Raw genomic sequence first — 20261 nt, forward strand, 5'->3', positions numbered from 1 at the left:
TCCATCCCGGTCGCCACCCCCGAACAGGTCGCCGACTGCATGCTGCGCGTGATCAACACCGGTGCCCTGCACGGCTATCCGAGCCACGGCCTCGGCGCGCTGGCGGTCGTCGGCGCGATCCCGGGCCCGGTCAAACGCCGCATGCTCAAGTCCAAGCAATACGCCGAGATGTTCCTGACCGCCGACGCCGACAAGCGTCACGACTACCAGGACCGCATGGACCACAGTTGAGTCCGGCGAATATATTCCCCGTTCGCCCACAGACGAATTCGCTTGACCTCGACTTATGTTGAGGAATTACCGTCGATCCCGTGAGTATGGAATCGGTTGCGTGGAACACGCTGTATCGGCAGATCGGTCGACCGCCGCTGAGCGGCAAGGCACTGCGCCAGAGTCGTCGGGAGACCTGGCGTCGGGTCTTCGGCTTCGCCCGCCCGCATCGGCGCAAGATCGCCGCGTACCTCGCGCTCAGTGTGGTCGCGGCGGTGCTGACGGTGATCACCCCGCTCGTGGCCGGCCGGGTCGTGAATCACATTGTCGGCGGCGGTGATACGTCGATCATCGTGTGGCTGGCGCTGGCCATCGCCGGCATCGCCCTGGCCGAGGCGGCGGCCTCGATGCTCACCCAGTGGCTGTCGTCGAACATCGGCGAAGGCCTCATACTCGACCTGCGGCGCGCGGTGTTCGACCACGTGCAGCGCATGCCGATCGCGTTCTTCACCCGGACCCGCACCGGCGCCCTGGTCAGCCGGCTCAACAACGATGTCATCGGCGCGCAGCGGGCCTTCAGCGACACGCTCTCGGGCGTGGTCTCGAACTTCGTGACGCTGATTCTCACCTTCGCCGTGATGGTGACGATCAGTTGGCAGGTCACCTTCCTGGCGCTGATCCTGTTGCCGGTGTTCGTGATTCCGGCCCGACGGATGGCGAATCGAATGGCCGGACTCTCGCGGCAGGCGGCCGAGTACAACGCGTTGATGTCCACGCAGATGACCGAGCGCTTCTCCGCGCCTGGCGCCACCCTGGTCAAGCTGTTCGGCCGGCCGGCGGACGAATCGGCCGAATTCGCCGCCCGGGCACGGAAAGTCCGCGACATCGGCGTACAGCGATCGGTCGTCCAGGGCATCTTCGTCACAGCGTTGACCCTGGTCTCGGCGCTCGCCCTGGCCCTGGTCTACGGACTCGGCGGCGTGCTCGCGGTGAACGGTCATCTCAACGCGGGATCCGTTGTGGCGCTGGCATTGCTGCTGACTCGGCTGTATGCCCCGCTGACAGCTCTGGCGGGAGCGCGGATCGAGATCATGAGCGCCCTGGTGAGCTTCGAGCGCGTCTTCGAGGTGCTGGACCTGACCCCGCTGATCACCGATAAGCCGGACGCACAGCCCGTGCCGTCGGGGCCGGTGTCCCTGCGCTTCGACAATGTCCGGTTCGGCTACCCGTCGGCCGACAAGGTGTCGCTCGCCTCGCTGGAGGAGGTCGCCGGGCTCGACACCCGCGCCGGCGTCGAGGTCATCCACGACATCAGCTTCTCGGTGCCGGCCGGCAAGATGGTCGCGCTGGTCGGTAGTTCCGGCGCCGGCAAGTCCACCATCGCCCAGCTGGCGACGCGCCTCTACGACGTGGACAGCGGCCGGATCAGCGTCGGCGGTGCGGACGTGCGCGACCTGCGCTCGGCCGATCTGCACCGGGCCGTCGGCCTGGTCACCCAGGACGGCCACCTGTTCCACGACACGGTCGCGAACAACCTCCTGCTCGCCAATCCGCTTGCCACGGAAGAGGATCTGTGGGATGCCCTGCGTCGGGCCCGGCTCGATGCACTGATCGCATCCTTGCCCGACGGACTGCACACCGTCGTCGGCGAACGCGGCTACCGGCTCTCCGGCGGCGAGCGTCAGCGACTCACGATCGCCCGGCTGCTGCTGGCGCATCCGGCCGTGGTGATTCTCGACGAGGCGACCGCGCACCTGGACTCGACATCCGAGGCGGCGGTGCAGGAGGCGCTCGCCGAGGCCCTCGTCGGGCGGACCTCCGTGGTCATCGCGCATCGGCTGTCGACGATCCGGGCAGCGGACGAGATCCTCGTGCTCGAGGCGGGGCGCATCATCGAACGCGGCCGCCATCACGATCTGCTCGCCGCCGGCGGACGGTATGCCGAGCTCTACCGCACGCAGTTCGCGAGCACGGACGAGGCCGCCTAGCCGCAACGCCCCTGGCCATGGTGACGCCGGCTGCAGCCGCTTAGTCGGCGGTCGCCTGCGTCCCCGGTTCGATGATGAGTAGCAGGTCGCCGGGCTCCACCTGGGCCACCGCGGTGATGGCGGCCCGGGTCACGGTGCCGGCGCGCGGGGCGGTGATCGCGGCCTCCATCTTCATCGCCTCGATCGTGCCGACCGTCGCGCCGGCCTCGACGGCATCGCCCTCTGCCACCGCCAGCGTCACCACGCCGGCGAACGGCGCCGGAATGTGTCGATCCGGGATCCCCGGGTCGGCCTTCTCCGCCACCGGCACCTTGCTCGCGATCGACCGGTCGCGCACCGACACCGGCCGCAGCTGACCGTTGAGGATGCACATGACGGTCCGCATGCCGTGGTCGTCGGCCTCGGAGATCGCCTCCAGCCCGATCAACAGGGTCACCCCCTTGGCGAGTTCGACCAGGTGCTCCTTGCCTTGGCGAAGGCCGTAGAAGAACTGCAGCGACGACAGCCGGGAGATGTCGCCGTACTTCTCCAGGTGCGCCAGGTACTCCTTGGTCGGGCCCGGAAACAGCAAGCGGTTCAACGTGGCCCGCCGCGTGGCCGAGTCACCGGCCAGCCCCGCGCGATCCGCGTCGGTCAGCGGGGTCTCCGGTTTCGGCTCGCCGCGTCCGGACAGCGCCCGGGTCCGGAACGGTTCGGGCCAGCCGCCCGCCGGCGTTCCGAGTTCACCGCGCAGGAAACCGATCACCGAGTCCGGGATGTCGTAGCGACCCGGGTCGGCGGCGAAGTCGTCGATATCGATACCGCTGCCCACCAGCGTCAGCGCCAGATCTCCGACCACCTTCGACGACGGCGTCACCTTGATCAACCGCCCCAGCAGCCGGTCGGCCGCCGCGTATTTGGCCTCCACCTCCTCGAACCGGTCGCCCAGCCCGAGCGCGATGGCCTGCTGCCGCAGGTTCGACAGCTGACCGCCGGGGATCTCGTGGGTGTACACCCGCCCGGTCGGCGCGGGCAGCCCGGATTCGAACGGCGAGTACACCTTTCGCAGCGACTCCCAGTACGGCTCCAGATCGCACACCGCCTTCAGCGACAGCCCGGTATCGCGGTCGCTATGCGCGGCGGCGGCAACGATCGCCGACAGCGCCGGCTGACTGGTGTTGCCCGCCATCGGCGCGGAGGCACCGTCCACGGCGTCCGCCCCCGCCTGCCAGGCGGCCAGATAGGTCGCCAGCTGTCCGCCCGGCGTGTCGTGGGTATGCACGTGGATCGGCAGATCGAAGTTGGCGCGCAACGCCGAAACCAGCTGCGTGGCAGCGGATGCACGTAGCAGACCGGCCATGTCCTTGATCGCGATCACATGCGCTCCGGCCGCCGCGATCTCCTCGGCCAGCCGCAGGTAGTAGTCGAGCGTGTACAGCCGCTCGGCCGGGTCGGCCAGGTCGCCGGTGTAGCTCATCGCGACCTCGGCGATCGCCGTGCCGGACTCGTGCACCGCGTCGATCGCGGGCCGCATCTGGTCGACGTTGTTCAGCGCGTCGAAGATCCGGAAGATATCGATACCTGTCGATGCCGCCTCGGCGACAAAGGATTTCGTCACCTCCTCGGGGTACGGGGTGTAGCCGACGGTGTTGCGTCCCCGCAGCAGCATCTGCAGGCAGATGTTGGGAATGGCCTCACGCAGCTGCGCCAGCCGATCCCAGGGATCCTCGTGCAGGAATCGCAGCGCCACATCGTAGGTCGCGCCGCCCCACGCCTCGATCGAAAGCAGCTCCGGGGTCATCCGCGCGACATACGGCGCCACCGCCAGCAGGCTGGAAGTGCGCAGCCGGGTGGCGAGCAGCGACTGGTGAGCGTCGCGGAAGGTGGTGTCGGTCACCGCAAGGGCCCGCTGCTCGCGCAACGCCGTCGCGAATCCAGTGGGCCCCAAGGACAACAGGCGCTGTCGCGAGCCCGCCGGCGGCTCGACGCTCAGGTCGATCGACGGCAGCTTGTCGCGCACGAAGCCCGCCGTTGGCCGCGTCCCGTTGGGCTGATTGACGGTGACGTCGGCCAGGTAGGACAGGATCTTCGACGCCCGATCGGCCGACGCGTTCGCCGTCAGCAGCTGGGGACGTTCCTCGATGAACGACGTGGTCACCCGTCCCGCCCGGAAGTCCGGGTCGTCGAGCACCGCCTGCAGGAACGGAATGTTGGTCGCGACTCCGCGGATCCGGAATTCCGTGACCGCGCGCCGGGCATGGGTCACCGCCGCGGTGAAATCCCTTCCACGACAGGTCAGCTTGACCAGCATCGAATCGAAATAGGCGCCGACCTCGGCGCCCAGCGCGCTGCCGCCGTCCAGCCGCACCCCGCCGCCGCCGGGCGTGCGGTACGCGGTGATCCGTCCGGTGTCGGGGCGGAATCCGTTGGCGGGGTCTTCGGTGGTGATGCGGCACTGCAGGGCGGCGCCGCGCAGGGTGATCGATTCCTGCGCCAGGCCGAGATCGGCGAGCGACGCGCCGGCCGCCACCTGGAGCTGCGCCTGCACCAGGTCGACATCGGTGACCTCTTCGGTGACGGTGTGCTCCACCTGGATTCGCGGATTCATCTCGATGAATACGTGGTGGCCGCGCTCGTCCACCAGGAACTCGACCGTGCCCGCGCAGCTGTAGCCGATCCGCCGCGCGAAGGCGACGGCGTCGACGCAGATCGTCTCGCGCAATGCCGGATCCAGATTGGGTGCCGGGGCCAGCTCGATGACCTTCTGATGCCGGCGCTGCACCGAGCAGTCCCGTTCGAAGAGATGGATCACGTCGCCGTGGGTGTCGGCGAGGATCTGGACCTCGATATGCCGCGGATTGATCACCGCCTGCTCGAGAAAGACGGTGGCATCGCCGAACGCCGACTCCGCCTCCCGAGCGGCGGCCTCGATCGACTCTCGCAACGTCGACATGTCGGCCACGCGGCGCATGCCGCGGCCACCGCCGCCGGCGACGGCCTTGACGAACAGCGGAAACTGCATCGACTCCGCGGCCGCGATCAACTCGTCGACATCGGTCGACGGCGCCGAGGACGCCAGCACCGGCAGGCCCGCGGCCTTCGCCGCGGCGATCGCGCGGGCCTTGTTGCCGGTCAGTTCCAGCACTTCCGACGACGGCCCGACGAAGGTGATGCCGTTCGCCGCGCAGGCCGCCGCCAGATCCGGATTCTCCGACAGCAATCCATAGCCCGGATAGATCGCGTCGGCACCCGATTTGTGTGCGGCATCGATGATCGCGTCGATGTCGAGGTAGTTGCGTACCGGGTGTCCCGCCTCACCGATCTGGTACGACTCATCGGCTTTCGTGCGATGCGCCGAGTTGCGGTCCTCGAACGGAAAGACCGCGACCGTCGCGATGCCCAACTCGTATGCGGCTCGAAATGCCCGGATCGCGATCTCGCCGCGGTTGGCGACCAGCACCTTGGTGATCATCTGGTCCTTCTACCACCGAGCAGCCGCAGATTTCACCGGTACTCGAGATATGCCGCCGGACATCCCGGCTGACGGGACCGGTCGGGCCGGATGGCCGTACGGGTCAGTCCGCGGCCTCGCCCGGGTCCGCCTTGCGGGCGCGCTGCACCAGTTCCCAGGCCGCGACGGCGGACAGGCCACGGTCGGCCTTGCGGAGCTTGCGGGCAGCGGCGACGTCGTTGTCGATGCCGTCGATCAGGGTGCGCACGTCGCGCGTGTGCCAGGTCTTGGCCGTCGGCACCGGCCGCAGCTCCGTCACCAGCAGGCCGACGTTCATCAGGATGATCAGCACGCCCACGACGAACCAGACCCACTGGCCGTTCATCGCCCAGAGCACGGTCAGCACGCCGACGCAGATCGCCAGGACCAGCGATCCCAGCAGCGTCAACGAGGTCGACAGCTTCTTCAGTGCTCCGAAAGGTGCGCGCATGGGTCCATGACATCAGCTCGGCCGCGAGAGTGTCCACTTGCCGCGCCCCGCATCATCGGACGCCGAGCCCTGGCCACGACCGATGCCCCGGCCTACCGTGGAACCATGGCTCAAGCAGGTTCTATCAAGACGATGCCATTGCAGAACGTGATGAACGCAGCCATGCGCACCGCCCTCAAGCTCCCCGTCGTGTCCAAGTTCATCGGGGCGCGGCTGCTGACCCTGTACGTGGTCGGCCGAAAATCCGGGCGCACCTTCGAGGTGCCGGTCGCCTACACCCCGCACGACGGCGAACTACTGGTCGGTTCCCCGTTCGCCTGGGGCAAGAACCTGCGTACCGGCGAATCGATCGAGATCCAGCTCCAGGGCGCAAGACGAATCGCCGATGTACGCGTCATCGACGATCAGGCGGGCGTCATCGACATGTACGGGATCATCGCCCGCGACAACCGCAACTTCGCCAACTTCAACCACATCGGATACACGCCCGACGGCGAGCCGGACCCGCGCGATCTCGAACGCGCCTTCGCGGATGGCGCCCGGGTATTCGCGCTCTCACCGCGGTAGCGGCGGGCCCGCGGCCACCTCCCTAACACGGTCAGACCTGCGATTTCCGCGGGCAGGCGAGGCGACGACGCCCGTTCATCTCCGAATCCGGCGATTCTTGTCCACTGACCGGGAACGCGCCCCGCCCTTGTCGATGGCACGGGCCACCATCGCTATTACAGCCCACGCGCAGAGACTTTGGAGGTAGCGATGACGCAGGCGGAGGAAGAGTATCGGACTATCGAGGCGGCGGCGGCGCCGAGCCGTTTCGCCCGTGGTTGGCATTTGCTCGGATTGCTCAAGGATTTCCAGGACGGCAAGCCGCATCAGATCGACGCGTTCGGCACGTCGTTGGTGGTGTTCCAGTCCGAAACGGACGGCTCGATCAATGTGCTCGACGCCTACTGCCGGCATATGGGCGGCAATCTGGCGCACGGCAGTGTGAAGGGTGATTCGATCGCGTGTCCGTTCCATGATTGGCGCTGGAACGGCAAGGGCCGGTGCAGCGGTATCCCGTATGCACGTCGGGTGCCGCCGGTGGCCAAGACGCGGGCGTGGCCCACGCTCGAGCGCAACGGCCAGCTGTTCGTCTGGCACGACGTGCAGGGCTCCAAGCCCACCGACGAGGTGACGATCCCCCACATCGAGGGATACGGCACGGATGAGTGGACCGACTGGAACTGGAACACGCTGCGCATCAAAGGTTCTCACTGCCGCGAGATCGTGGACAACGTGGTGGACATGGCGCACTTCTTCTACATCCACTACTCGTTCCCGAAGTACTTCAAGAACGTCTTCGAGGGCCCCGTCGCCACCCAGTACATGAACTCGGTCGGCCGCGAGGATGTCATCTCGGGCACCAACTATGACGATCCGAATGCCGAATTGCATTCGGAGGCTTCGTACTTCGGACCGTCGTACATGATCGACTGGCTGGTGTCGCACGCCAACGGCCAGAAGATCGAGACCGTGCTGATCAACTGCCACTACCCCGTCAGCAACGACGAGTTCGTGCTGCAGTACGGCGCGATCGTCAAGAAGCTGCCCGGCGCCTCGGAGGCCGACGCCGAAGCGATGGCGAACCAGTTCGCCGAGGGCGTGAAGCTGGGCTTCGAGCAGGACGTCGAGATCTGGAAGAACAAGGCGCCCATCGACAATCCGCTGCTGTCGGAGGAGGACGGCCCGGTGTATCAGCTGCGCCGCTGGTACCAGCAGTTCTACGTCGACATCGAAGACGTCACCGAGGACATGACCAAGCGTTTCGAGTTCGAGATCGACACCGAACGCGCGGTCGAGAGCTGGAAGGCCGAGGTCGCCGAGAACATCGCGGCCGGCGTCAGCCCGGCGACGGTGCCGAAGACCGAGCCGGCCGGCGAAATGCAGACCCTTTGAGCTCCCCGAGCATCAGAACAAGCAACTACCAACAGAATTCGACAAAGGAGTGACAATGCCCCAGGTACTGGACAATATCGAGGCGATCGCCGCCGAACTGGACGCGCAGCGGACCGAGGCCGAAAAGCTCGGTCGGCTGCCCGACGAGACGGCCAAGAAGCTCAAGGCCGCCGGCCCGATCCGGCTGCTGCAGCCCAAGCGCTACGCCGGTTTCGAGGCGCATCCGCGCGAGTTCGCGCAGACCGTGATGCGCGCCGCGTCGCTGGACCCGGCCACCGGATGGATCTGCGGCATCGTGGGCGTGCACCCGTGGCAGCTGGCCTTCGCCGATCCCAAGGTGCAGGAAGAGATCTGGGGCGAGGACGCCGACACCTGGGTCGCGTCGCCGTACGCGCCCACCGGCATCGCCACTCCGGTGGACGGCGGCTACATCTTCAACGGCCGCTGGCAGTTCAGCTCCGGCACCGATCACTGCGACTGGATCTTCCTGGGCGCCATGCTCGGTGACGAGAAGGGCGGCATGGCGATGCCCCCGACCATGCTGCACATGATCCTGCCGCGCAAGGACTACACGATCGTCGAAGACTCGTGGAATGTCGTGGGCCTCAAGGGAACCGGCTCCAAGGACATCATCGTCAAGGATGCCTTCGTCCCCAGCTACCGGGTGATGAACGGCGATCACGTCATCGATGGCACCGCCCAGCGCGAGGCCGGCATGACCGAGACCCTGTTCAAGATGCCGTGGTCGACGATGTTCCCGCTGGGCATCAGCTCGGCCGTGGTCGGCATCGCCGAGGGCGCGCTCGCGGCGCACCTGGACTACCAGCGCGACCGCGTCGGCGCGCAGGGCACCGCCATCAAGGACGACCCGTACGTGCTGTTCGCGATCGGCGAGGCCGCGGCCGACATCAATGCTGCTCGCCAGGAGTTGCTGTCGAACGTCGACATGATCTGGGACATGGTCGAGGCCGGCAAGGAGATCGACTTCGCGACCCGCGCCATGGTCCGCCGCACCCAGGTCCGCGCGGCCTGGCGCGCCGTGATGGCCGTCGACCAGATCTTCGCCCGCTCGGGCGGCAACGCGCTGCGGATGGACAAGCCGCTGCAGCAGTTCTGGCGCGACTGCCACTCCGGCCTGAATCACGCGATCCACGTGCCGAGCACGGTGTTCCATGCGTCGGCACTCAGCTCGCTGGGCATCGATCCGCCGCAGCAGCTGCGCTCGATGATCTGACCCTCCACGACATATACGAAAACCCAAGGAAGAGAACATGACTGAGATCAAGGGACTGGGCTACCTGAAGGTGTCCACGAACGATATCGATCGTTGGCGCACCTTCGCCTTCGACGTGCTGGGCTTCGCCGAGGGCTCCGGCCCGGACGAGTCCGCGCTGTACCTGCGGATGGACGAGCGCGCGGCGCGCATCATCGTCGTCCCCGGCGACACCGACGAGGTCGTCGAGATCGGCTGGGAGGTCCGCGACGGCAAGGCGCTGGCCGCCGTCACCGAGAAGCTCGAGGCCGCCGGCGTCGGCGTCAAGCCGCTGTCGCTCGAGGAGGCCGACGCACGCCGCATCGAGGCCGGAATCGCCTTCACCGATCCGACCGGCGCCAACGTGGAGATCTTCCACGGCCCGGTGCTCGACCACTCGCCGGTCGTGACCCCGTACGGCGCCACGTTCGTCACCGGCGCGCAGGGCCTCGGCCACGTCGTGCTGCCGACGATGGACCCGAATGGCGCGTTCGAGTTCTACACCGACGTCCTCGGCTTCCTGCCGCGCGGCGCGATGAAGATCCCGGCCCCGCCGGAGTTCGGCCCCATCCGGATCCGCTTCATGGGTGTCAACCAGCGTCACCACAGCCTGGCCATCTGCCCGGCGCCGCACGGCGGCGCTCCCGGCCTGATCCACGTGATGGTGGAGGTCGACACCCTCGACGCGGTCGGCGCGGCGCTGGATCGCGTCGCGAAGGACGGCTTCTCGCTGTCGTCGACGCTGGGCCGGCACACCAACGACAAGATGGTCTCCTTTTACGTCCGTGCTCCGGGCGGCTGGGACATCGAGTTCGGCACCGAGGGAATGCTCGTCGACGAGGCGCATTACACGTCCGAGGAGATCACGGCGGACAGCTACTGGGGCCATGACTGGTCGGGCAGCGAGCCGCTCGCGGCCATGTGACGCCGATCGGCGACGCCCGCTGGACGGGCAGCAATAGACGGCCGGCGCCGACGGGCGCCGGGCTAAAGAAAGCCGCGGGGTAGGGGCACCCCGCGGCTTTCTGCTGCTTGTGTGCGGTTTCACAGCATTTAGGTGACATGCTGTCAATCACATGCTACGTTTAGTCATATTCCTAATCGAAACACCGTGGTTAGCTACGGTGCAGCCGCGATTAGGAGCCCTTGGACACTTGACCTGCATGGAGATCGATCATGGCCAGCCCCGTAGTCACAGCCGCTGATCTGGACAACACCCCCAACTCCGTCCTCGATCGCGTTTCACTAGTTCTCGATGCCTTCGACGGCCCCGGTCGGCTGACCCTCGCACAGGTCGTGCGCCGCACCGGCCTCCCCCGCTCGTCGGCGCATCGAATGCTGGATCGACTGGTGCAGCTGCGGTGGCTGCGCCGCCAGGGCCGCGACTACGAACTCGGCATGCGCCTGGTCGAGCTCGGTTCGCTCGCCGTGCACCAGGACCGCCTGCACAAGGCCGCCCTGCCGTTCCTGCACGAGCTGCACCGCGCCACCGGCCACACCGTCCACCTCGCCATCCTCGACGGCCCGGACGTCGTCTATCTGGAGAAGATCGCGTCACGCGCCGCCGTCGCGCTGCCGAGCCGCGTCGGCGGCCGCCACCCGGCCCACTGTTCGGCCGTCGGCAAGGCCATCCTCGCGTTCGCGGCCGACTCCGCAGTCAAGGAGTCCATCTCCACCCTCGACCTCGGCACCCGGCGCACCCGCTACTCGATCGCCGACGCCAACGCGCTGCGCACCGAGCTCGGCAAGGTCCGCGGCCACGGAGTCGCCTACGACCGCGAAGAGGCCGTCGCCGGATTCGGCTGTGTCGCAGCCCCGATCGGCAACATCGGCGAGGCCGTCGCCGCCGTCTCGGTCTGCGGCCCGATCCAGCAGATGCAGCTCGACCACCGTCTCGCCGCCCCGGTCCGGATGACTGCACTGGGCATCTGGCGCAACGTCGATTCCAGCCGCGTGCAGCCGACGCTGCAGCAGTCGCGTCCACTCATGATGGGCCCCGCAGTCCGCGCCAGCTAGCCGGCGCCAGCTGCACGACCGGCCGCGTTATGACGAAGTCCCGCATACAAAAGCGGTATAGCGGGACTCCGCCAACCTTGCCGGATCGCCCAGCTGATCACCGTCTAGGCACAAGGAAATCGCCTGTGGGAACACAGGCATAGCGAGATACCAGCAGGAGACACGATGGCGACCGAGACCACCGCACCGATTCCCGCCGAGGCGCTGCAGGAGGCCGCCGAGTTTCTCACCAAGCTCGACGCCGGCTTCCCCGACCTCGCCCAGTACGACGGCGCCACCATCCGCGGCATCATCAAAGAGCGCGGCGCCACGCCCACCCGCCAGCCCGACATGCTGCGGGTGACCGACCTCGACATCGACGGCCCCGCCGGCCCGCTGCCCATCCGCATTTTCGAGCCGCACGCCGCGGGCGACCAGAACGCCTGCCCTGTCATCCTTTTCGCGCATGGCGGCGGATTCGTCTTCTGCGATCTGGACACCCACGACGGCCTGTGCCGGATGCTGGCCGAGGGCGTCGGCGCCGTCATCGTCTCCGTCGATTACCGGCTGGCCCCCGAGCATCAGGCCCCGGCCGCGCATGACGACTTCTTTGCCGCCCTGCAGTGGACCGCCGCGAATATCGGCGACTACCACGGCGATCCGTCGAAGATCATCCTCGCCGGCGACAGCGCGGGCGGCAATCTGGCCGCCACGGTGTCGATCACGGCGCGGGACGCGGGCGGGCCGCCCCTCGCCGGACAGGTGCTGCTGTACGCCGTCATCGACGACGATTTCGAGACCGAGTCCTACCGGAAGTTCGGCGTCGGAAACTACAACACGACGTCCAACATGAAGTGGTACTGGGAGAACTACGCTCCCGGTGACCGCGACGATCCGCGCGTCATTCCCAGCCGCGCCGAGTCGCTGTCCGGACTGCCGCCGGCCGTCGTGATCACGGCCGAGCTGGATCCGCCGTCGGATTCCGGCGACGCGTACGCCCGCGCGCTGCAGGACGCCGGCGTGGCCGTGCAGCACCGCCGGTACGACGGACTGTTCCACGGCTTCCTGACCTTCCCTGCGCTGTCGGCGGTGCAGATCGCCCGCGAGGAGATCCTGGGGATGGTCCGCGAGCTCGCCCACTGAACGCACGCAGTGGCTGATACGACTGTGGCCCTATCGGATGTCCGGTAGGGCCACAGTCGTCTCTGCCTGAGCGGGATTCAGCTGAAGGTGCCGAACGTGCCCTTGAAGAAGAGGAGCGGTGAGTCGCCGGTCTCGGTCGGATCGCCGGTCTCCAGGCTGGTGACCTCGGCCAGCACGATGGTGTGGTCGCCGGCCTCGTGCTCATGCGCCACCGTCGCCTCGATATGGGCGAGCGCGCCGTGCAGCCGCGGCGCGCCGTTGCCGTGATCGGCCCACTCCAGCCCCTCGAACTTGTCGCCGCCGCTGACGGCGAACTGCAGACAGGTCTCGCGCTGGTGCGCGGCCAGGACGTTGATGCAGATGTCGCCGATCTGACGCAGCCGCGGCCAGCTGGTCGACGACTTCGCCGGGCAGAACGAGACATACGCCGGCTCCAACGACACCGACGTCACCGACTGGCAGGTGAATCCGATCGGCTCGTCGCCGTCGTGTGCGGTGATCACCGCTACCCCGGTGGCGAAATGCCCCAGGACCCGCCGCAGCTCGGTCGAATCGATCACGGTCTGCATGGTTCTCCTCATAAAGCAATGTGTGAGCTAAGAATCCGTTGGTGCGGAGAATCAGGCAAGAACTATCTCCCGGTGAGTGGATGTTCGTCCCCCGGCGGGGACCGTACCGATGAGTAAGATCGTTTCGTGAGCGACTTGCCCGAGCTACCGCCGACCAGCTGGGCCGTGCTGGGCTGCCTTGGATTCGACGAAGAACTGTCCGGCTACGACATCAAGAAATGGGCCGACTGGAGTATCGGACATTTCTATTGGAGCCCGTCATTCAGCCAGGTCTATTCCGAGCTCAAGCGGCTCGAAAAACTCGGCTACGCGACCTCGCGCCAATACCGCGACACCGGCGTCCGCGGGCGTCGGGTCTACCAGATCACCGACGCCGGACGCGAAGCAGTGCGGCGCTGGGCGATCGAGTCTGCCGTCGAGCCGCCCATCCTCAAACACGGTGTGATGCTGCGTATTTGGATGGGTCACCTCAACGATCCGGAACAGCTCAAGCAGATGGTCAAGGACTACATCGCGCAGATGGACGCCCTCAACCAGCAGCTCGTCATCGACGCCGGAGCGGCCGCCGAGGATCCCGCGTGGGCATTCCCGCGGGTGACGATGAACTGGGCCAAGCGCTATTACGCCGCCGAACGCGAGCTAGCGGAGCAGCTGCTGGCCGAGATCGACGAGGCGCACGAGACGCTGATCAAGTCCAGCCCGGACGGCACGCTGCCGGTCCATCCCGGCCACTGGCGCGAGGTCGAGGCGCACGTGAAGGGCGCCACCGGGACCTGAGCAGGGCCATCCTGTCGGCCGCGGCGCGTATCCGAAGCACAGAAAGGGGCTCGGCCCGGGGATATCCCCAGGCCGAGCCCCCTTGTTCGTGTATCGCTACGACGGCAGCAGCGCGAAGCCCTTGTAGCCGGCCTGCGCGACGTCGGCGATGATCTCGCCGTACACGCCGAATCCGCCGACGAACGGCATGAACACCCGTGGCCGGCCGGGGATGTTCGCTCCGACATACCACGAGTTCGCGGTCGGCATCAACGTCCCGTCGGCCCGGGTGCGCAGCTCCTCGCCCCAGTTCTCGACGGCGTCGGGCGTCGCCTCGATGGCAACCGCGCCCTGCTCGTCCAGGTACTTCGCCGCGTCGGCGATCCAATCGACGTGCAGTTCGGAGTGCAGCACCATGTTGGCCAGCACCGACGGAGCGCCGGGGCCCGCGATGTTGAACATGTTCGGGAAACCGTCGGTGCCCAGACCGAGGTAGGTCTGCGGGCCCGCGGCCCACTTGTCGTTGAGGGTGACCCCGTCGCGGCCGACGATGTTCATCTTGGCGACCGAACCGGTCATCGCATCGAATCCGGTGGCCAGCACCAGCGTGTCGATGTCGTAGTGCTTGCCGCCCTCGACCACGATGCCGGTCTCATCGATCTTCTCGATCGGCGTGGCCCGCAGGTTCACCAGCTCGACGTTGTCGCGGTTGTAGGTCTGGAAGTAGTTCGAATCGGTGCAGATGCGCTTGGTGCCGATCGCGTGATCCTTCGGCACCAGCAGCTCGGCGACCTCCGGGTCGTCGATGACGGCGCGGACCTTCTTCTCCCAGAATTCGCGAGCGGTCGCGTTGGCGCCCTCGGTGACCATCTGGTCCGGGAAGGTCTTGCTGAACAGCACGCCGCCCAGCTCCCAGCGCTTCTGGTAGGCCGCCTCGCGCTCCTCGGGCGGCACGTCCAGGGCCGACTTCGGATGCGCCATATGCGGCGAGCCACCGCCGCTGAGCATCGACAGCCGGCGACGCTCGGCGTAGTTCGCCTTCTGCGCCGCGCGGTCCTCGTCCGACAGCGGCACGTTGCCCGCCGGGACGCTGTAGTTGGGGGTGCGCTGGAAGACGTAGAGCTGATCGGCCTGCTTGGCGATCTCCGGAATCGCCTGGATGCCCGACGATCCGGTGCCGATCACGCCGACGCGCTGGCCCGTGAAGTCGACCGGGGTGTGCGGCCACTGCGAGGTATGCAGTGTGGTGCCGGCGAACGAGGCGAGGCCCGGGATGTTCGGCACGTTGGCATTCGACAGCGGGCCCACGGCCAGAATCAGGAACCGGGCGCTGACACTCTCGCCGGAGTCGGTCGTGACCTGCCAGCGCAGGGTCTGCTCGTCGAGCTCGGCGTCGGTGACGCGGGTGCTGAACGTGATGTCCTTGCGTAGATCGAAGCGATCGGCGACATGCTTGATGTAGGAGAGGATCTCGGCCTGCGTCGCGTACTTCTCGGTCCAGTTCCATTCCTGCTGCAGCTCGTCGTCGAACGAGTACGAGTAGTCCACGCTCTCGACGTCGCAGCGGGCACCCGGGTAGCGGTTCCAGTACCAGACTCCGCCGACCTCCGGAGCGCCCTCGAACACGCGCACGGAGTAGCCGTCCTTGCGAAGGCGGTGCAGGGCGTAGAGCCCGGCGAATCCGGCGCCGACTACCACCACGTCCACGTCGGAACCGTTGTCCCGGTTGCCATTGCTCGCCTGTGCGTTCACTTTCACGCCTTTCTGCCCGTACTTGTCTGCTGCTTACTGTCTGCCATCGAACGCGTGATGGCACACCCGATTCCCGCTAGGCGGGAAGGCACCTGATCAGCACATGTGCATTGTGATTTGGTCCAACTATGGAAACAGCACTCGAAGCCGATCAGATCCGTCAGACGGTCACCGACTATCTGGCCCGAGTCGCCGCCGGCGACGCCGCCGCGATCGCCGAACTCTACGCGGACGATGCCACCCTCACCGACCCGGTGGGCAGCGAATCGAAGAACGGCCGGGCCGCGATCGCCGAGTTCTACGGCGCCCTGTCGGGCGCGAAGATCTCGACCGAACTGCTCACCCTGCGGGTGGCCGGCGCGAGCGCGGCGTTCCATTTCCGCGTCGTCACCGACACCGGTGAGCAGCAGATCATCATCGAGCCGATCGACGTGATGACGTTCGACGAGCAGGGCAAGATCACCAGCATGGCCGCCTACTGGTCGCCCGCCGACGTGGTCATGAAGTAAGGAACGGGAAACTATTGATGGCGACTGAAAACCAAGAGCAGCAACAGAACTGGGACCACGAGGTAGACCTGGTCGTCGTCGGCAGCGGCTGTGGCGGCCTCACCGCCGCGCTCACCGGCGCCGACGGCGGACTCGACACACTGGTCGTCGAGAAGGCCGACGTCTACGGCGGCACCACCGCGCTGTCAGGCGGCAACATCTGGGTGCCGAACAACCCGACCCTGCGCCGCGCGGGCATCGTCGACTCGCGCGAGAGCGTGCGCGCCTACCTCGACGCCGTGGTCGGCAATCGGGTGCCGTCGGCGAATATCGACAAGCTGATCGACGCCGGGCCGCAGATGCTGGAGTTCCTGGAACGTTCCAGCAAACACATGGTGTTCCAGTACTGCACCGGCTACTCGGACTACCACCCGGAGAAGCCGGGCGGGCGTCCCGACGGCCGCACGATCGAGCCGCTGCCCTTCAACATGAAGAAGCTGAAGGAAGACCAGAAGAACCAGCGCCCAGGCGCTTTGGCGACACCCGCCGGGCTGTACATCACCTCCAAGGAGTTCGTGAAGCTCAACATGGTGATGCGCACCTGGGCCGGCAAGCGCGCCGCGATCGCCACGGGCCTGCGCGCCGTCAAGGCGATCGTGCTGCGTCAGCACATGGAGACGCTCGGCCAGGCGCTGGTCGGCCGACTTCGGTTGGCGCTCAAGGAGGCCGGCGTTCCGCTCTGGCTCTCCACGCCGATGCGCGAGGTCATCACGGACGAATCCGGCAATGCGATCGGCCTGCTGGTCAGCAAGGACGGCAAGGACTTCCGGATCCGCACACGCAAGGGCGTGATCCTTGCCGCGGGCGGCTTCGAGGGCGACGCCGCGATGCGCAAGCAGTACCTGCTCGACGGCGGCCAGGACGTGTTCACCGCCGGCAGCCACGACAACACCGGTGACGCGATCGTTGCCGGCGAAAAGGTCGGCGGCGCACTGGATCTGATGGACGACGCCTGGTGGATGCCGTCCTTCCAGCGGCCCGGCGGCGTGATGCACGTGCTGGTGTCGGAGCGGTCCGTGCCGCCGTCGATCATCGTCGACGGCGCCGGCAATCGCTTCACCAACGAGGCGTCGCCGTACGTCACGTTCGTGCACGCGCAGCTGGCCGGCAAGCACGATCCGATCTGGATGATCTTCGACGGAAAGGCCAAGTCGCGCTATCAGATCGGCGGTCTCCTGCCCGGACAGAAGTTCCCGGGATCGTGGTACAAGCCCGGGCTGCTGCATTCGGCCGACTCGGTCGGCGCGCTGGCCGCCAAGATCGGCATCCCGGCTGATCAGCTGGAGGCCACGGTCGCCCGCTTCAACCGATTCGCCGAAGCCGGCCACGACGACGACTTCGGTCGCGGCGAGTCGGCGTACGACAACTACTACGGCGATCCGACCCTGCCGGAGCCGACACTGGATACGTTGGAGAAGGCGCCGTACTACGCGATCCGGATGCGGGCCGGCGACCTGGGCACCAAGGGCGGGCTGCAGTACAACGCGAACGCACAGGTGCTGCGGACCGACGGCTCGGTCATCGAAGGGCTGTACGCCGTGGGCAACACCTCTGCCGCGGTGATGGGCAACGACTACGCCGGTGCCGGCGCCACCATCGGTCCGGCCATGGTGTTCGGCTTCGTCGCCGCCCGCCATGCCGCCGGTCATTCCGAGAGTTAGGAGTCGATATGCAGGAGTTGGCTTGCGGGGCATGCGGTAATCGCGTGCTCGTGGAGAAGTTCAGCCCGACGCACACGAGCGTGCAGTGGCTCGACGACGCCGAGACGGCCTGTCCGGTGTTCGCCGAACAGGCCGCCGCCGGGGTGCACAGCAACTGGATACCGACCTGCGAGAAACTTCGCGAGACGATCCAGCAGGCGGCTGCGGCAGGGGTCATCCCGATGGACACCCACCGCCACGAACCGGTCCTGGGACACATTCGCTGACCCGTCCCAACAACTGCATATACCCGGAAGCTGGACGTACCACCAGGTACGTCCAGTTTCTTCGTCTGACCAACGTTTTACCTGTACAGAGCGGCGGATATTTGCGTCCCGCTCAGTGGGCGCGGGCATATCCGCAGGTACCCGGATAGACGTGTGATGTGAGCAACATTGCAACGGGGGGCGAGATCCAAGCCACTAAACGCAATGCCAACAACCTATTCAGAAAGTCCGAAAGGTACCCCAATGGTTACCCAAGCCTCACAACCTGAGGTCACCGTCAACACAGACCAGGGTGGTTGGACCCCTCGTCTTGGGTTTACGTTGTTCACTCTGGTGTGCGTCCTCGAATTGCTCTCCGCGAGCTACCTGATGATCGCCATGGCGACGCCCCCGATCATCGAGCACTTCCACACTCATCAGCTCACCTGGCTGTCGACCTCGTTCCTGTTGGTCGGTGCGGTCAGCGCGCCGCTGCTCGGCAAGGTCGCCGACATGTACGGCAAGAAGAAGATGCTGATGCTGTGCCTCTCGTTGGCCATCGTCGGCTCGCTGCTGTCGGCCACCGCGGGCAGCTTCGGGATGGTCATCGCGGGCCGCTGCCTCGCGGGCTTCCTGGTGCCGACGCTGTTCCTGTCGTACTCGCTGATCCGCGACACCTTCCCGGAGAAGACCATCGCGCTCGCCGTCTCGATCGCGACGTCGGGCCTCGGCCTGATCGCCATCGTGGTGCCGTTCATCGCCGGCTGGCTGCTGGATGACTACGGCTGGCGCTCGATCTTCTGGTTCTTCTTCATCGCGCTGTGCGTGCTGACCCCGCTGGTGTTCATCACCGCGAGGGAATCGTCCATCCGGGTCCGTTCGCGGATCGACTTCCTCGGCGCGGCGCTGCTGGGCGCCGGTATCGCCGGCATCCTGATCGGCGTCTCGTTCGGTCAGGAGTGGGGCTGGTCCTCCGGTCGTACCCTCGGCTTCCTGCTGGGCGGCATCGCGTTGGTCTGCGCCTGGCTGGTCACGGCTCGGGTCAACAAGGATCCGCTGATCGACCTCAAGGTCCTCAGCAAGCGCTCGGTGTTCTTCATCGCGCTCTCGGCCGGCGCCATCTACGGCATCTCCGGTCTGTACTCTACGCTGCTGCCGCTGCTGGCCATGCAGCCGAAGGCCTACCACGACATCTTCGGCCTGAAGTACGCCGTCTTCGGTGTCAGCTTCAAGGGCTTCTCCCAGTTCCAGGCACCGATCGCCGTGTTCACCGTCGTCGGTGGTCTGGTCGTCGGCTTCCTGGTCGGGCGCAAGCTGCTGAAGCCGCGCATCCTCACCGCTGCGGGCATGGTCCTCGCCGGCGCGGGTGGTCTGCTGACCGCCTACCAGCACGACAACAAGTGGTCGCTGATCGTCTTCGCCAGCCTGGTCGGCTTCGGCATGGGCTTCGGCTACGCGGCCAGCCCGAACCTGCTGATCGAGGCGGTCCCGCCGAAGCTGCAGGCGTCCACCGCCAGCATCGTGGCCGTGTTCTCGAGCATGCTGCCGGCCATCCTGCCGGTCATCGCGTTCACGATCATGAACAACTCGTACCTGGTCAGCAAGGAAGACGTGCAGGCCCACTCGAGCCAGCTGTACGAGAAGCTCGTGAAGAACGATCCGGCTACCTGGAAGGCCATCTCGAGCAACCCCCAGACCTGGGAGATGATCAAGAGCAACCCGGCTACCTGGGAAGGCATCAAGAACGATCCCCGTACCTGGGAAGGCATCAAGAACGATCCGCGTACCTGGGACGCCATGAAGAACAACCCACAGGTGATCGCCCAGGTCCGCCAGGGCATGGTCGCGCAGGGTGTCCCGCCGCAGGTCATCGATCAGCAGCTGCCCGCGGCCCTGGAGCAGGCCAAGCCGATGATCCTCGAGCAGGCCAAGCCGATGATCCTCGAGCAGTCGAAGGAGACGATCCTCGAGGCGTCGAAGCCGATGATCCTGGCGGCGTCGAAGGAGCAGATCCTGGCAGCCTCCGGCCCGGCCGTCATGGCCGGAACGCCACAGCAGCCCGGAGCGATCAACACCTTCGAGGCGAACGCGCCCTACAAGGACAAGGGCTTCGAGATCGGCTTCCTGATCGTCGCCATCACCGCCCTGGTCGGTCTGGCCGCGGCGCTGATCATCCCTAGGAAGATCCAGCAGATCGACCTGGAGAAGGAGCACGTCAAGCTGTAACCCACTGCGCCCGAAGGAAAACGACCACTGGCCGGAACAGTCACTGTTCCGGCCAGTG

At 66.7% G+C, this 20261-nt stretch carries 16 protein-coding genes and 1 pseudogene; 13 read left to right on the forward strand and 4 right to left on the reverse strand.

Annotated elements, in window-relative coordinates; all coding sequences use genetic code 11:
• Window positions 1-231, forward strand: a pseudogene (locus G341_RS23915) (short-chain dehydrogenase); the annotation flags it as partial.
• A gap of 86 nt (window positions 232-317) precedes the next feature.
• A complete protein-coding gene (locus G341_RS0100880; RefSeq protein ID WP_018177214.1) occupies window positions 318-2198 on the forward strand; it encodes an ABC transporter ATP-binding protein in 1881 nt (626 codons plus the stop codon).
• 40 nt (window positions 2199-2238) lie between these two features.
• Here G341_RS0100880 and G341_RS0100885 read toward each other — a convergent pair whose 3' ends face one another.
• Window positions 2239-5649 (reverse strand): pyruvate carboxylase, encoded by a 3411-nt coding sequence (locus G341_RS0100885; protein WP_018177215.1) that lies wholly within the window; start codon window positions 5647-5649, stop codon window positions 2239-2241.
• A 103-nt stretch (window positions 5650-5752) separates the two neighbouring features.
• The gene (locus tag G341_RS20580; RefSeq protein WP_018177216.1) at window positions 5753-6118 is read right to left on the reverse strand and encodes a hypothetical protein; all 366 of its coding nucleotides are present in this window, start codon (window positions 6116-6118) and stop codon (window positions 5753-5755) included.
• Between the two features lie 132 nt (window positions 6119-6250).
• Here G341_RS20580 and G341_RS0100895 point away from each other — a divergent pair, with 132 nt between their 5' ends.
• The 6 genes from G341_RS0100895 to G341_RS0100920 all read left to right on the forward strand — a co-directional run bounded on the left by G341_RS0100895 (window position 6251) and on the right by G341_RS0100920 (window position 12446).
• Window positions 6251-6685 (forward strand): nitroreductase/quinone reductase family protein, encoded by a 435-nt coding sequence (locus G341_RS0100895; protein ID WP_155826689.1) that lies wholly within the window; start codon window positions 6251-6253, stop codon window positions 6683-6685.
• A 189-nt stretch (window positions 6686-6874) separates the two neighbouring features.
• On the forward strand, window positions 6875-8056 hold the full coding sequence (locus tag G341_RS20585) for a 3-ketosteroid-9-alpha-monooxygenase, oxygenase component (protein ID WP_018177218.1): 1182 nt from the start codon (window positions 6875-6877) through the stop codon (window positions 8054-8056).
• 55 nt (window positions 8057-8111) lie between these two features.
• On the forward strand, window positions 8112-9290 hold the full coding sequence (locus tag G341_RS0100905) for an acyl-CoA dehydrogenase family protein (RefSeq protein ID WP_018177219.1): 1179 nt from the start codon (window positions 8112-8114) through the stop codon (window positions 9288-9290).
• 37 nt (window positions 9291-9327) lie between these two features.
• Window positions 9328-10233 carry a biphenyl-2,3-diol 1,2-dioxygenase gene (gene bphC / locus G341_RS0100910; protein ID WP_018177220.1) on the forward strand — a complete coding sequence of 302 codons (906 nt, stop codon included), beginning with the start codon at window positions 9328-9330 and terminating at the stop codon, window positions 10231-10233.
• Between the two features lie 251 nt (window positions 10234-10484).
• Entirely contained in the window at window positions 10485-11324 is an 840-nt protein-coding gene (locus G341_RS0100915) for an IclR family transcriptional regulator (protein ID WP_018177221.1), read from the forward strand.
• A 165-nt stretch (window positions 11325-11489) separates the two neighbouring features.
• Window positions 11490-12446, forward strand: coding sequence for an alpha/beta hydrolase (locus G341_RS0100920; protein ID WP_018177222.1), 957 nt, complete (start codon window positions 11490-11492; stop codon window positions 12444-12446).
• Between the two features lie 77 nt (window positions 12447-12523).
• Here the strand turns inward: G341_RS0100920 and G341_RS0100925 are convergent, their stop codons facing one another.
• Complete coding sequence (locus tag G341_RS0100925) at window positions 12524-13015, reverse strand: flavin reductase family protein (protein ID WP_018177223.1); 492 nt, start codon at window positions 13013-13015, stop codon at window positions 12524-12526.
• 126 nt (window positions 13016-13141) lie between these two features.
• Between G341_RS0100925 and G341_RS0100930 the strand changes: the two genes are divergently transcribed.
• The gene (locus G341_RS0100930) at window positions 13142-13792 is read left to right on the forward strand and encodes a PadR family transcriptional regulator (protein WP_018177224.1); all 651 of its coding nucleotides are present in this window, start codon (window positions 13142-13144) and stop codon (window positions 13790-13792) included.
• 96 nt (window positions 13793-13888) lie between these two features.
• Here the strand turns inward: G341_RS0100930 and G341_RS0100935 are convergent, their stop codons facing one another.
• A complete protein-coding gene (locus tag G341_RS0100935; RefSeq protein ID WP_018177225.1) occupies window positions 13889-15523 on the reverse strand; it encodes a flavin-containing monooxygenase in 1635 nt (544 codons plus the stop codon).
• 128 nt (window positions 15524-15651) lie between these two features.
• Here G341_RS0100935 and G341_RS0100940 point away from each other — a divergent pair, with 128 nt between their 5' ends.
• The 4 genes from G341_RS0100940 (at window position 15652) to G341_RS20590 (ending at window position 20203) form a co-directional block, all read left to right on the forward strand.
• Window positions 15652-16032 carry an SgcJ/EcaC family oxidoreductase gene (locus G341_RS0100940; protein ID WP_018177226.1) on the forward strand — a complete coding sequence of 127 codons (381 nt, stop codon included), beginning with the start codon at window positions 15652-15654 and terminating at the stop codon, window positions 16030-16032.
• A 17-nt stretch (window positions 16033-16049) separates the two neighbouring features.
• Window positions 16050-17732, forward strand: a complete 1683-nt coding sequence (locus G341_RS0100945; protein WP_018177227.1) for an FAD-binding protein — start codon at window positions 16050-16052, stop codon at window positions 17730-17732.
• 8 nt (window positions 17733-17740) lie between these two features.
• A complete protein-coding gene (locus G341_RS0100950) occupies window positions 17741-17998 on the forward strand; it encodes a hypothetical protein (RefSeq protein ID WP_018177228.1) in 258 nt (85 codons plus the stop codon).
• A gap of 321 nt (window positions 17999-18319) precedes the next feature.
• On the forward strand, window positions 18320-20203 hold the full coding sequence (locus tag G341_RS20590; RefSeq protein WP_245556879.1) for an MFS transporter: 1884 nt from the start codon (window positions 18320-18322) through the stop codon (window positions 20201-20203).
• Window positions 20204-20261 lie beyond the last annotated feature (58 nt).

This window comes from Jongsikchunia kroppenstedtii DSM 45133 (genome assembly GCF_000380485.1).
GTDB lineage: Bacteria > Actinomycetota > Actinomycetes > Mycobacteriales > Mycobacteriaceae > Jongsikchunia > Jongsikchunia kroppenstedtii.